Here is a 13,616-nt window from a genome sequence, read left to right as displayed (position 1 = left end):
GATTCGACAGTGCCGGGCGGTCCGCGTCGCCGCCCGCATTGACCGATCGAGCCCAACCGGCCGTAACGATTCCCCGCCTGGCTGGCATGCCGACGCGCAACCACCCTGCATCGTCAGCCGAATGCGTCCGGTGCGAATCCACCGGATGTACGCAGCTCCAGACATCATTCGAACAACCGGCAATACGATCATGGAGAGCAACATGCGGGACACACTCTGGCCGGCCGTCGTGCTGGCAGCGACCCTCTGCACCACCGCCTACGCCGGCGACGCCGATTTCAACGCGCAGGCCGACGCCACCGACACGTTCGCGTCGGCCGCCGCGCAACGGCGCGCCGACCTGCTCGTGCGCAAGATGACGCTCGACGAAAAACTTCAATTCATTCATTCGCAATACGAAATGTCGAAGGTTCCGGGCGGCGGCGCCGGCTACATCCAGGGCGTGCCGCGGCTCGGCATTCCCGATCTCAACATGGTCGATTCGGCAACCGGCTCCGGCAGCACGTCGCAAGCCAGCACGACGTTTCCGGCCACGATCGCGGTCGCCGCGAGCTGGGATCGGCGGCTGTCGTACGACTTCGGCAAGCAAGTCGCGATCCAGTTGCGCGCGCAAGGATTCGGCATGGGCCTCGCCGGCGGCACCAACCTCGCGCGCGAGCCGCGCGGCGGCCGCCTGTTCGAGTATCTCGGCGAGGATCCGCTGCTCGCCGGCGACCTGCTCGCCGAACGCACGCTCGCCACGCAGCGGCAGAAAGTCATCGCCACGATCAAGCACTACGCGGGCAACGAGCAGGAACACGGCCGGATGGGCGGCAATACGCAGATCGACGAGCGTACGCTGCGCGAGCTGTACCTGTTGCCATTCGAGATCGCCGCGAAGCGAGGGCGGCCCGGCAGCGTGATGTGCAGCTACAACCGCCTGAACGGCACCTATGCGTGCGAGAACCCTCACCTGCTGAACGACGTGCTGAAGAACGAGTGGGGCTTCCAGGGCCAGGTGCAGTCCGACTGGGGCGCCACGCACAGCACCGCCGCCGCGATCAACGCCGGGCTCGACGAGGAAGAAGACGTCGGGCCGAGCGTGTACCTGACGCCGGCGGCCGTCAAGCAGGCGATCGCGAACGGCTCGGTGTCGACCGCGCGCCTCGACGACATGGTGCGCCGCAAGCTCGCGGTGATGATCCGTGTCGGCGTGATGGACGATCCGGCCCAGGGCGGCGGCACGATCGATTTCGCGGCCGGCAACCGGTTCGCGCAGGCGGCCGCCGAGCAGTCGATCGTGTTGCTGAAGAACGACGGCAACCAGTTGCCGCTGGTCGCGTCGGCGCTGTCGCGTATTGCCGTGATCGGCGGCCATGCGGATGCGGCCGTGCTGTCCGGCGGCGGCTCGGGCAACACGCGCGATCCCGTATCGGGTTCGTTCGCCGGCTGCGGCGGCCTGACGTTCGGATCGTCGACCGGGTGCAGCTGGTGGCGCAATCCGTGGCTCAAGGTCGACGTGCCGATCGTCGCGGCGATCCGCGCGCTGGCGCCGGCCGCACAGGTGACGTATGCAGGCAACAGCGACCAGCAGTCGCCGTTCCGCGCGTACACGCAGCAGGAAATCGATCAGGCCGCAGCGCTCGCGGGCCGCTCGGATGTCGCGATCGTCGTGGTCGCGCAGCCGGCCGGCGAGGATTTCGGCGATCTGCAGAGCCTGAGCCTCGCGAACCCGTCGAACCAGGATGCGCTCGTCGAAGCCGTCGCGCGCGCGAATCCGCATACGATCGTCGTCGTCCAGAGCGGCAACCCGGTGCTGATGCCGTGGAAGGACAACGTGTCGGCCATCGTCGAGGCGTGGTATCCGGGCGAAGCCGGCGGCAAGGCGATCGCGAACGTGCTGTTCGGTGCGGTCAATCCGTCGGGCAAGCTGCCCGTGACTTTCCCGGCGCGCGATCAGGACTCGCCGACGTGGGGGCAAAACGGCACGTTCGACACCGACCCGGTGTACGCGGAAAAGCTGAACATGGGTTACCGCTGGTATGACGCACGCAACATCAAGCCGATGTTCGAGTTCGGCTACGGCCTGTCGTATACGCACTTCGCGTATTCGGGTCTGTCGGTGTCGGAGCAATGGGACGGCTCGCTGAGCGTCGCGTTTACCGTGCGCAACGACGGGCGCGTGGCCGGCGCGGAAACACCTCAGGTCTATCTCGGCGTGCCGTACAAGGACGAGCCGCCGAAGCGGCTGGTCGGCTGGGAAAAGATCCGGCTGAATCCTGGCGAGGCACGGCGCGTGCGCGTGACCGTGTCGCCGCGGATGCAGAGCGTGTGGGATACGGCGCGCAACGGCTGGCGCGTCGTCCCGGGCGGGACCGTGTATGTCGGCGCGTCGTCGCGCGATATCCGCTTGCAGGGCCACTGAGCAAGCGACGATGAAGCGACCGGGGGCGCCGCGCATCGCATGCGCGGCGCCCCTTCTGAACCACCACTGCGCCGAAGCGCCTTATCTGAACAGCAGCGCCAGCATCGTCGCAAGCGCCGCAATCGCGGCGATGCCGGCCACCACACCCGCCAGATGCGCGGCCACCACCACGCCGGCCGGCAATCGCGACACGATGCCGGCCATCACGCACCGCCCGCTTCCAGCGTGTCGAGCAGCGGCCTCGCCAGATGCAGGACCTGGTACACCGTACCTGCGCCGCCGTCGTCCGGCTCATGTTCCGTCACGAGCGCACGCGTCAGCCGCCAGCGCAGCGGATCGAGGCTGACGGCTGCCGCGACCACACCCTGCCGTGTCGCCGCTTCGCGATTGCGTTCGATCTCCCGCGCCAGGGCCGCATCGAGATCGGCATCCGCCGGAATCTCGATCGTTTCCAGACGCGCGAAGCGTCCCGTCGACGCACTGCCCTTGCGCGCGTCGAGCGCAACCCGGGTGTCGATCGGCGCACGGCCGAAACTGTCCGTCACGACCCGATAGCGGCCGTCCGTCACGAACCGCGCGAACGCCTGTTCGTTGCGCCACAGGTAAAACGACGCGTAGCCGTTTTCCGTAGCGCCGTGGCGGCCTGCCTCGCGCAGCAGGAATCCCTTGAACAGCAGGTCCGGCGTGTCGTCCCATAGGCGGCCGCGCTCGCGCACGCGCCGGCGGATGATGCCGAGGTCGTAGTCCGCCGGCAGGCGGTGCACGTAGTACGCGGTCAGCATGATCGGCTCCTGGAGAAAGAAACGGACGGCATGAACGCAGCGTAGAAGACCTTGATCCATTTGAAAATACGATGCCAGAATATTTCAATGATTCGATTTTTATATGAATGAGGATGCGATGAAAACGCTCGACATCGAGGCCGTGCAGGCCTTCGTGCTGACCGCCGACCTCAAGAGCTTCACGCGAGCCGCGGAAGCGCTGGACACCACGCAGTCCGCGGTGAGCCTGAAGATCAAGCGGCTGGAAGACGGGCTCGGCCGCCGCCTGCTGGAACGCACGCCGCGGCAGGTTCGCCTGTCGGCCGACGGCACCGCGTTCCTGGAGCCGGCGCGCGAACTGGTGGCCGCTCACCATGGCGCAATCAGCGCGTTCGGCACGCGCCAGCGACGGCTGGTGATCGGCGTCAGCCACCATGTCGTCGGCGCCGATCTCCCGATGCTGCTGCGGCGGATGAGCGAAGCCGAGCCGGCGCTGGTGCTGGAAATCCGCGTCGCCGCGTCGCGCGACGTGCTCGATGCGTTCGATCGCGGCCAGCTCGATGCAGCCGTCGCGCTGCAGCACGACAGCCGGCGGCTCGACGGCGAAACCATTCTGTCGGAGTCGTTCGGCTGGATGGCGGCGGCCGATTTCGAATACCATCCGCCGCAACCGCTGCGGCTCGCCACGCAGGCCGAACCGTGCAGCGTGCGCCGCATGGCGGTCGATGCGCTGGACGAAGCCGGTGTCGCGTGGACGGAGGTTTTTGTCGGCGGCGGCGTGGCGACGATCGGCGCGGCGGTATCCGCGGGCCTGGCCGTCGCGGCGCTCGGGCATCGCGTCGCGCCCGCCGGCACCGTCGACGTGGGGATGCGCTACGGGCTGCCGCCGCTGCCGACGCGCGACGTGGTGCTTTACTCGAGCCTGACCGATGCGCGCGCCCGGCAGGCGCTGCGTACGCTGGGCGCCGCGCTACGGTCGTCGGTCGGTGTGCGTTGATGTCGCGCGCGGCATCGCAATGCTTCGACGCGCGCCACGGTAAAATTCCGTCTTCGACCCGCGCTTATGCAGACGATATCCAATCGTCCACGGGCCCACGTCAAACGCATCGACCAGCCATCATCGCCTTGATTTCCCTACACTTTCCGCGTCGCGACGCATGAGTTACTCGCTCGCCACCTCTTACATCCGCGAACTCGAAATCCGCAAGAGCCGTTTCATCGCGTACGCGGTTCCGGTCGAGGACCGCGATGCCGCGATGCAGGTCCTGCAACGCCTGCGCGACGAGCATCCGGCGGCCACCCACGTGTGCTGGGCATTGCTGGCGGGCGGCCAGTCGGGTATGTCGGATGACGGCGAGCCGTCGGGAACCGCGGGCCGGCCGATCCTCGAAGTGCTGCGCCATCACGATCTCGACGGCGTGCTCGGCGCGGTCGTGCGTTACTACGGCGGCGTGAAGCTCGGTGCGGGCGGGCTGGTGCGTGCGTACACGGATGCGATCGCATCGGCGCTGCTCGATGCCGAGCGCGTCGAGCGCATTCGGCACACGCGGCTCGCGGTCGAGATCGGCTATCCGGAAGAGGCGCGCGTGCGCCGCTGGATTGAACAGGCCGGCTATGAACTGGTGGACAGCGCGTACGGGATGACGGTGAAGCTCGTGATCAAGCTGCCCGAAACCGCCGAAGCCGCGGCAAGAGCCGAACTGTTCGATCTGACGCAGGGGCGCTCCGGCTTCCCCGCATTGTAGGACGGACAGATTCCGGTGAAAAATCGCGGCCGCGACCGCGCCGCGCGCCTGATCCACGAGTAACGCGCGCCGCGTTGCGCAGCGCGCCTCGCGGCCGGTCCGGCCGACCCGAACCGCTCAATAAACGTCCGGCACGATCATGTTGTCCGGCACCGGCCGGCGAATGTAATCCTCGTGATGCTCGCGCTGCGGCAAGTCGATCGTCGGGCGCGGCACCTCGTGATACGGCACCTGGCCCAGCAGATGGTGAATACAGTTCAGCCGCGCGCGCTTCTTGTCGACGGCCTGCACGACCCACCACGGCGCCTCGGGAATATGCGTGCGCTGCAGCATCTCTTCCTTCGCGGCCGTATAAGCCTCCCAGCGGCGGCGGCTTTCGAGGTCCATCGGGCTCAGCTTCCACTGCTTCAGCGGATCCGCGATCCGGCTCTGGAAGCGCAGCTCCTGCTCGTGGTCGGTGATCGAGAACCAGTACTTGACGATCTGGATTCCGCTGCGCACGAGCATCTTCTCGAACTCGGGCACCGATCGGAAAAATTCCTCGTACTCGTCGTCGGTACAGAAATTCATCACGCGCTCGACGCCCGCGCGGTTGTACCAGCTGCGGTCGAACAGCACGATCTCGCCGCCGGCCGGCAGATGCGCGACATAGCGCTGGAAGTACCATTGCGTGCGCTCGCGGTTGTTCGGCGCCGGCAGCGCGGCAACCCGGCACACGCGCGGGTTCAGGCGCTGCGTGATGCGCTTGATCGCACCGCCCTTGCCGGCCGCGTCGCGCCCCTCGAAAATGACGACGAGCCGGTGTCCGGTATGTACGACCCAGTCCTGCAACTTCACGAGCTCGCCCTGCAGCCGGAACAGCTCGCGGAAATATTCCTTGCGCGCCTCACGGCGCTCGGGCGAGAACAGCAGGTCCTCGCCATCGTGGAAGCGACGGTCGTCGAGCTCCATCTCGAGCTCTTCGTCGTAGGCGTCGACGAGATCCTCCTCGAAACGGCGCTGGCGCGCTTCCATCGAGCTCGTATCGGTGCGGTTGTCGGTCTCGGTGCGGGTATCGTTGTCGCCCATGGGGCCTCCTTCCATCATTGACGCAACCAAACTCGTCCATTATCCCAGCGTCGCGCGTCAAATTCATGAAAACGGGCGGCCAAGCCGGTCAGCAGCGAAACGCGCGGGCCCGCGTCGGGCATGGCGGCTTCGGGGACATCCCCGAAGCCATTGCCGCATGGATCGCGCACTGCATCCGAACGACCGGCTGAAAAAAATCGGCAGCCGGGTCGCAACACCGGCTGCCGAACGGCGCGCGCGGCCGCTGTCGCCGACGCGCGCATCGCTTCACGGTCAACGTCAACGAATAATCCGCGTCACCCCCCGCCCGCGCGGATCGGCCATCGCTTCCGGCGTCTTGCCGTCGATCTTGATGACCTGGATGTCGCCGCTGAAATCCTGCCCCTTCAGCGTATAGCCGCGCGCCTCGATCTGCTTCGCGAGTTCGCCTTCGATCGGGTGGTACGGCTCCCAGAAGATCGTGTTCGGCGGCAGCAACTGGTGATGGAAACGCATCGCGCCGACCGCTTCCTTCAGCGGCATCTTGAAGTCGTAGATGTTGTTGATCACCTGGAAGATCGACGTGAAGATGCGCGAGCCGCCCGGCGTGCCGATCACCAGCGACACCTTGCCGTCCTTCGTCATGATCGTCGGCGACATCGACGACAGCGGGCGCTTCTTCGGTTCGATCGCGTTCGCGTCGCTGCCGACCACGCCGAACATGTTCGCGACGCCCGGCTTCGCGGAGAAGTCGTCCATCTCGTCGTTCAGCACGATGCCCGTGCCGTCGGCGATCACGCCCGAGCCGAAATAGCCGTTGATCGTGTACGTGTTCGACACCGCGTTGCCCCACTTGTCGACCACCGAGAAGTGCGTCGTTTCGGCCTTCTCCGGCATCGTCGTGCCGAGACCCGGCTGCACGCTCTTCGTGTCCGACGGCTCCTTCGGGTTGACCTCGGCCGCGCGCTTCGCGATGTACGCGTCGTCGGTCAGCTGCGCGATCGGCACCTTGTAGAAGTCGGGATCGCCGAGATACTGCGCCCGATCGGCGAACACGCGCTTCTCGATTTCCGCGACGAGGTGGATGTACTGCGGCGAGTTGAGCTTCACGCCCTCGAAGTCCTGCTTGAGGTCGGCCTTCATCTTCAGCAACTGCACGAGGCCGATGCCGCCGGAGCTCGGCGGCGGCGCGGTGATCACGTCATAGCCGTTCCACTTCGCCTGCACCGGCTGGCGCCACACCGCGCGGTACTGCGCGAGATCTTCGGTCGTGATCAGCCCGTTGCCGTCGCCGGTCTTCATCGACGCCGCGATCAGCTCGGCCGTCTTGCCCTTGTAGAAGCCTTCCGCGCCGCCGTTCGCGATGCGCGTCAGCACGTCGGCGAGATCGGGCTGCTTGAAGTTCGCGCCGGCCTTCAGCCCGGAAAAATACTTGTCGAAGTTGGTCTTGCCGCCGAACTCCTTCGAGGCGTCGACGCCGCGCTGCGCGAGCTGTTCGTCGACGACGAAGCCGTCGCGCGCGTAGTGGATCGCCGGCGCGAGCACCTGCTTCCATTTCAGCTTGCCGAAGCGCTTCTGCGCTTCCCACATGCCCGCGACCGTGCCCGGCACGCCGACCGCGCGCGGGCCGTACAGGCTCATGCCCTTGACGACGTTGCCGTCCTTGTCGAGGTACATGTCCTTCGTCGCGGCGAGCGGCGCACGCTCGCGGTAATCGATGAAGTACGGCTTGCCGTCCTTGTAGATCGTCATGAAGCCGCCGCCGCCGATGTTGCCGGCTTCCGGGTACGTGACGGCCAGCGTGAACGCGATCGCGACGGCCGCGTCGATCGCGTTGCCGCCTTCCTTGAAGATCCGCTCCGCGGCATCCGCGCTGTACTTGTCGGCGACCGCCACCGCCGAGCTCGTCAGGACCGCGGGCTGCGGCCCTTTCGCGTAGGCGGGCGCGTTCGGCAGGAAACCGATGCCGGCCACCGTCGCCAGCACGGCGGCGGTTGATTTGAAGCGATTCAGCGTAGTCATTGCATGTCCCCCATGTGGATCTCCTTCAGGCACGACAAGCGCCTGATCCGTGGATGGCCGCTGGCGCGCCGACGGCCATATGCCGGCTTCGTAGTATAGGGGGACAAAAAGGGTCGAACAGGCGGCCCGCGACGAAAGCGTGCCGCTTGTGTGCGGCCGGTCACGTTGCGGCGCCGCGACGCGCACGTGGAGCGTTCGACGCCACCTGCGGCGCGCGCCGTCGCGCAGTGCACAAAACCGAAAGTTGCGAACCGCACAGCATGCTACGCACAGCTCGCAAAAAAATCTGCCAACGTCCCGCGCGCGGCACAGGCCGATCTGCGAAGATAGCGCCCCGCTTGCGCGTCGCATCGTCGTTTCGTGCACGCGCCGCTTCACGTTTCTTCGTCTCGCTCCCTATGGCATCACACAATGCGCATCACGCGTCCGGCTTCGCGGCCGGCGTCGCCGCCGCCGTCCTCGTCGCGCAAACCGGCGCAACCGGCCCGTGGCACTCGGGCATGCTCGCCGCGTTCGCGGCGGGCGTCGCGGGCGGCACCGCGCCCGACTGGCTCGAAGTCGCCTGGTGGAGCCGCAAGCGCCGCCTGTGGATCACGCATCGCACGCTTACGCACTGGGGTATCGGCTGGGTCGCGCTGCTCGCGCTCGGCTGGCACGGGCTCATTCATCATCCGCATCCGCTGTGGGCTGCGCCGCTGTTCGGTTTCGCCTGCGGCGGCGTGATGCACCTGCTCGCCGACTGGCCCAATCCGCTCGGCGTACCGTGGATCTGGCGGCGCCATTCGCTCAACCTGTGGAACAGCGGGCATTGCGACCTGATCGTGGTGGCCGCCGCCTGGGGCGGCACGCTGTGGCTCGCGCAGTCGCTGTGGTCGCGTGCGGCGCTGGTCGAACACTGGCTCGGCTGGCTGCATCGCGTCTAGCGGCTCGCCCCCAGTTGCAATTCGACACAATTCAGCGCGCGCTCGGCGTGCCGGCGGGCACGCAACTTTCCGTCCATTGAAAGCGCGGTGCGGGCCCCCATCTGCATGGAAATCGCCGGCACGCATGCCCGGCACGCGCATGCGACGTCTGGCACACTGACGATTCGATTCGCGTGCGACGCGTCCGCACGCTCGCACCCCGCTCGCACCCTATTTCAACGTTCCGATGGACGTCACAGCTACCCGCCCTGCCGCCCGTGCGCTCGACGTGTTCCACCCGGCCGTCGCCGCGTGGTTCCGGCGCACGTTCGCCGCGCCGACCGGCGCGCAGGCGCTCGCGTGGCCGCACATCAAGGCCGGCCGCTCCACGCTCGTCGCCGCGCCGACCGGCTCCGGCAAGACGCTCACCGCGTTCCTGTGCGCGCTCGACGATCTCGTGCGCGATGCGCTCGCGCACGACGGCACGCTGCCCGACGCGACGCTGGTCGTCTACGTGTCGCCGCTGAAGGCGCTGTCGAACGACATCCACGTGAACCTCGACGCGCCGCTCGCCGGCATCGCGGAATCGCTCGCGCAACTCGGCCTGCCGGTGCCCGCGATCCGCACCGCGGTACGCACCGGCGACACGACGCAGGCCGAACGCGCTGCGCTGCGCAAACGCGCGCCGCACATCCTCGTCACCACACCCGAATCGCTGTACGTGCTGCTGTCGTCCACGTCGGGGCGGCAGATGCTGTCGAACGTGCGCTCGGTCATCGTCGACGAAATCCATGCGCTTGCATCGTCCAAGCGCGGCAGCCATCTCGCGCTGTCGCTCGAACGCCTCGACGCGCTGGTCGGCCGTGCGCTGCCGCGCATCGGGCTGTCGGCCACGCAAAAGCCGATCGACGCGGTCGCGCGCTTCCTCGTCGGCGGGCCGGCCGACGCGCCGCGCGACTGCGCGATCGTCGATACCGGCCACACGCGCGAGCGCGATCTCGCGCTGGAACTGCCGAACGTGCCGCTCGAACCGGTGATGGCGACCGACGTGTGGGAACAGGTGTACGACCGCATCGCCGGGCTCGCGGCCGCGCATCGCACGACGCTGGTGTTCGTCAACACGCGCCGCACCGCCGAGCGCATGGCGCGTCATCTCGCCGACCGGCTCGGCAAGGATGCAATCGCCGCGCATCACGGCAGTCTCGCGAAGGAGCACCGCTTCGACGCCGAGCAGCGCCTGAAGCGCGGTGAACTGAAGCTGCTCGTCGCGACCGCGTCGCTCGAACTCGGCATCGACATCGGCGACGTCGATCTCGTCTGCCAGGTCGGTTCACCGCGCGGCATCGCGCCGTTCCTGCAACGCGTCGGCCGCTCGGGGCATCATGTCGGCGGCGTGCCGAAGGGGCGGCTCTTTCCGCTGTCGCGCGACGAACTGGTCGAATGCGCGGCGCTGCTCGACTGCGTGCAGCGCGGCGAACTCGACGCGCTGCGGATTCCCGAAGCGCCGCTCGACGTGCTCGCGCAGCAGATCGTCGCCGAAGTCGCGTGCACGGAATGGCAGGAAGACGCGCTGTATGCGAGCTTCACGCGCGCCGCGCCGTACGCGCGGCTGACGCGTGAACGCTTCGACGAAGTGATGAAAATGCTCGCCGAAGGGTTCACGAGCCGTCGCGGCGTGCGCGGCGCGTACCTGCACCGCGACGTGGTCGGCGGCACCGTGCGCGGCCGCCGCAACGCGATGATGACCGCGACCACTTCCGGCGGCACGATCCCCGACATGGCCGACTACGCGGTGCTGCTCGAACCGCAGGGCATCCAGGTCGGCACCATCAACGAGGATTTCGCGATCGAGAGCCTCGCCGGCGACGTGTTCCAGCTCGGCAACCAGTCGTACCGGATCATTCGCGTGGAAACGGGCCGCGTGCGCGTCGAGGATGCGCACGGGCAATCGCCGAGCATTCCGTTCTGGCTCGGCGAGGGGCTTGGGCGCAGCGACGAACTGTCGGCGGCGGTCGGCCGGTTGCGTGCGCGGCTCGACGCGCTGTTTGCGGAAGGCGACCGGCAGGCCGGCACCGCCGGACGCAAGCGCACCGGCGGCAACGCCGCGAGCAATGCGCAAGCCTCAACCGCAATCGCGCTCGCCCCCACCGAAAGTCGCCTCGCGCCCGCGTTGCGCTGGCTCGTCGACGATCTGCACCTGTCGCCCGATGCCGCGCGCCAGATCGCCGACTACCTCGCGCGCACGCGCGCCGCGCTCGGCGCGTTGCCGACGCAGGACACGCTCGTGATGGAGCGTTTCTTCGACGAATCGGGCGGCACGCAGCTCGTGATCCATTCGCCGTTCGGCAGCCGGATCAACCGCGCCTGGGGGCTCGCGCTGCGCAAACGCTTCTGCCGCAACTTCAACTTCGAATTGCAGGCCGCCGCGACGGACGATGCGATCATCCTGTCGCTGTCGCTCGCGCACAGCTTCGCGCTCGACGAAGTGTGGCGCTACCTGCGTTCGGCCAGCGCCGAGCACGTGCTGATCCAGGCGCTGCTCGATGCGCCGATGTTCGGCGTGCGCTGGCGCTGGAACGCGACCACCGCGCTCGCGCTGCCGCGCTTCACCGGCGGCAGGCGCACCGCGCCGCAATTGCAGCGGATGAAGAGCGACGATCTGCTCGCGACGGTGTTCCCCGATCAGGCCGCGTGCCTCGAGAACATCGTCGGCGAACGCGAGATTCCGCATCATCCGCTCGTCGACCAGACGCTCGACGACTGCCTGCACGACGCGATGGACACCGACGGCTGGCTCGCGCTGCTGCGCCGGATCGAAAGCGGCGCGATCGAGCTCGTCGCGCGCGACTTGCCCGCGCCGTCGCCGCTCGCGGCCGAGATCCTGAGCGCGAAGCCCTACGCGTTCCTCGACGACGCGCCGCTGGAAGAGCGCCGCACGCAGGCCGTGCAGTCGCGCCGCTGGAGCGATCCCGAATCGGCCGACGATCTCGGTGCACTCGACGCCGACGCGATCGGCGCGGTGCGCGACGAAGCGTGGCCGCTCGTGCGCGACGCCGACGAAATGCACGATGCACTGCTCACGCTCGCGTGCGTCGCCGACAGCGAGGCGCATACCCACGCGGGCTGGCCCGAACGACTCGCGGAACTCGCGGAACGCCGCCGCGCGACGAAGCTCGCGACGCCGGGTGGCGCCGCGCTGTGGGTGCCGGTCGAACGGCTCGTCTGCGTGCGTGCGCTGCATCCGGACGCCCGCGCGACACCGGCGCTCAAGGTGCCGGCCGCGTGCGCGCAGCCGTGGGAAGCCGACGCGGCGCTCGTCGACGTGATCCGCGCGCGGCTCACCGGCTTCGGGCCGCTGACGCTCGATGCGATCGCCACGCCGCTCGGCCTGCCGCCCGCGCCGGTGGCGACGGCGCTCGCGGCGCTGGAGCGCGAAGGCTACGTGATGCGCGGCCGCTTCACGCCGGGCGCGACGACCGACGAATGGTGCGAACGCCATCTGCTCGCGCGCATTCATCGCTATACGGTGAAGCGGCTGCGCCGCGAGATCGAGCCGGTCGAGCGCGCCGATTTCATGCGCTTCCTGTTCCACTGGCAGCACCTGACACCCGACACGCGCGGCACCGGCCGCGACGCGCTGGCAGCCGTGGTCGAACAGCTCGAAGGCTACGAGGCCGCGGCAAGCGCGTGGGAAGACGCGCTGCTACCCGCGCGGCTCACCGACTACACGGCGGGCGGCCTCGACGAGCTGTGCCGCTCGGGCAAGCTGGTGTGGACCCGCATCGGCGCGCCGGCGCGCGCGGCCGGCACGCCCGTGAAGACGACGCCGATCGTGCTGCTGCCCCGCCGCCATCTTTCCGCGTGGCAGGCGCTGCGCGATCCCGACGCGCAACCGGCGCTGTCCGCACGCGCCACGCAAGTGCGCGACGCGCTCGCCGCGCACGGCGCGATGTTCTTCGATGCGCTGCTCGACGATCTGCACATGCTGCCCGTCGAACTCGAACAGGCCCTCGGCGAACTCGTGTCGGCCGGCCTCGTGAATGCGGACAGCTACGCGGGCCTGCGCGCGCTGCTGAAGCCGGCCGTCAAGCGCAGCGCGACCTATGCGCCACGCACGCGCCGCGGCGGCGCGCTGATCGGCGGGATGGACGACGCGGGCCGCTGGGCGCTCGTGCAGCGTCAGGCACGACCGGACGACGACGCGCCCGCGCCGAAACGCAGCCTCGCCACGACCGATCCCGACGCGCTCGAACATATCGTGTGGACGCTGCTGCGCCGCTATGGCGTCGTGTTCTGGCGGTTGCTCGAACGCGAAGCCGACTGGCTGCCCAGTTGGCGCGAACTCGTGCGCGTGCTGCAGCGCCTCGAAGCACGCGGCGAGATTCGCGGCGGTCGCTTCGTCGCCGGGCTCGCGGGCGAGCAGTTCGCGCTGCCCGAGGCCATCCCGATCCTGCGCGAACTGCGACGGCAGCCGGGCGACGGACAATACATATGCGTGACGGGCGCCGATCCGCTGAATCTCGCCGGCACGCTATTGCCGGGCGACAAGGTGCCGGCGCTGGCGGGCAATCGCGTGCTGTTCCGCGACGGCGTGCCCGTCGCCTCGCTGGTATCGGGTACGTTCCACTACGCGCCCGACCTGTCGCCCGCCGCGCGCGAGGACGCGCGCCTGCGGCTCGCACGATCCTGCTGACATCGGCTGACACGCATGCGGCACGAGACTACTGATCGCCGG

Annotated in this window: 9 protein-coding genes; 5 read left to right on the top strand and 4 right to left on the bottom strand. The window is 68.4% G+C overall.

The features are described 5' to 3' along the window. Nucleotides 1-202: 202 nt before the first annotated feature. Nucleotides 203-2,404: a glycoside hydrolase family 3 C-terminal domain-containing protein gene (locus tag CFB81_RS20725; RefSeq protein WP_089437084.1), complete on the top strand. Its 2,202-nt coding sequence runs from the start codon at nucleotides 203-205 to the stop codon at nucleotides 2,402-2,404. 81 nt (nucleotides 2,405-2,485) lie between these two features. Here CFB81_RS20725 and CFB81_RS36635 read toward each other — a convergent pair whose 3' ends face one another. Both CFB81_RS36635 and CFB81_RS20720 read right to left on the bottom strand, forming a co-directional pair. After that, a complete protein-coding gene (locus CFB81_RS36635) occupies nucleotides 2,486-2,608 on the bottom strand; it encodes a hypothetical protein (protein ID WP_256121801.1) in 123 nt (40 codons plus the stop codon). Further along, entirely contained in the window at nucleotides 2,608-3,186 is a 579-nt protein-coding gene (locus CFB81_RS20720) for a DUF4865 family protein (RefSeq protein WP_179236018.1), read from the bottom strand. Before CFB81_RS20720 ends, CFB81_RS36635 begins: the two co-directional genes overlap by 1 nt. 118 nt (nucleotides 3,187-3,304) lie before the next feature. Between CFB81_RS20720 and CFB81_RS20715 the strand changes: the two genes are divergently transcribed. Both CFB81_RS20715 and CFB81_RS20710 read left to right on the top strand, forming a co-directional pair. Beyond that, on the top strand, nucleotides 3,305-4,162 hold the full coding sequence (locus CFB81_RS20715) for a LysR family transcriptional regulator (protein ID WP_089437083.1): 858 nt from the start codon (nucleotides 3,305-3,307) through the stop codon (nucleotides 4,160-4,162). A 160-nt stretch (nucleotides 4,163-4,322) separates the two neighbouring features. After that, on the top strand, nucleotides 4,323-4,910 hold the full coding sequence (locus tag CFB81_RS20710; RefSeq protein WP_069616381.1) for a YigZ family protein: 588 nt from the start codon (nucleotides 4,323-4,325) through the stop codon (nucleotides 4,908-4,910). 117 nt (nucleotides 4,911-5,027) lie between these two features. Here the strand turns inward: CFB81_RS20710 and ppk2 are convergent, their stop codons facing one another. Together ppk2 and ggt are read right to left on the bottom strand one after the other, a co-directional pair. Then, complete coding sequence (gene ppk2, locus CFB81_RS20705; RefSeq protein WP_069616380.1) at nucleotides 5,028-5,978, bottom strand: polyphosphate kinase 2; 951 nt, start codon at nucleotides 5,976-5,978, stop codon at nucleotides 5,028-5,030. A 279-nt stretch (nucleotides 5,979-6,257) separates the two neighbouring features. Then, a complete protein-coding gene (ggt, locus tag CFB81_RS20700) occupies nucleotides 6,258-7,979 on the bottom strand; it encodes a gamma-glutamyltransferase (protein WP_089436350.1) in 1,722 nt (573 codons plus the stop codon). A gap of 398 nt (nucleotides 7,980-8,377) precedes the next feature. Between ggt and CFB81_RS20695 the strand changes: the two genes are divergently transcribed. Further along, nucleotides 8,378-8,902, top strand: a complete 525-nt coding sequence (locus CFB81_RS20695) for a metal-dependent hydrolase (protein WP_069616378.1) — start codon at nucleotides 8,378-8,380, stop codon at nucleotides 8,900-8,902. A 226-nt stretch (nucleotides 8,903-9,128) separates the two neighbouring features. Continuing rightward, on the top strand, nucleotides 9,129-13,574 hold the full coding sequence (locus CFB81_RS20690; protein ID WP_089436349.1) for a DEAD/DEAH box helicase: 4,446 nt from the start codon (nucleotides 9,129-9,131) through the stop codon (nucleotides 13,572-13,574). Nucleotides 13,575-13,616: the final 42 nt, after the last annotated feature.

It is taken from the genome of Burkholderia sp. AU28863, from assembly GCF_002223195.1.
Taxonomy (GTDB): domain Bacteria; phylum Pseudomonadota; class Gammaproteobacteria; order Burkholderiales; family Burkholderiaceae; genus Burkholderia; species Burkholderia sola.
This window is presented reverse-complemented; position numbering and strand designations above follow the sequence as displayed.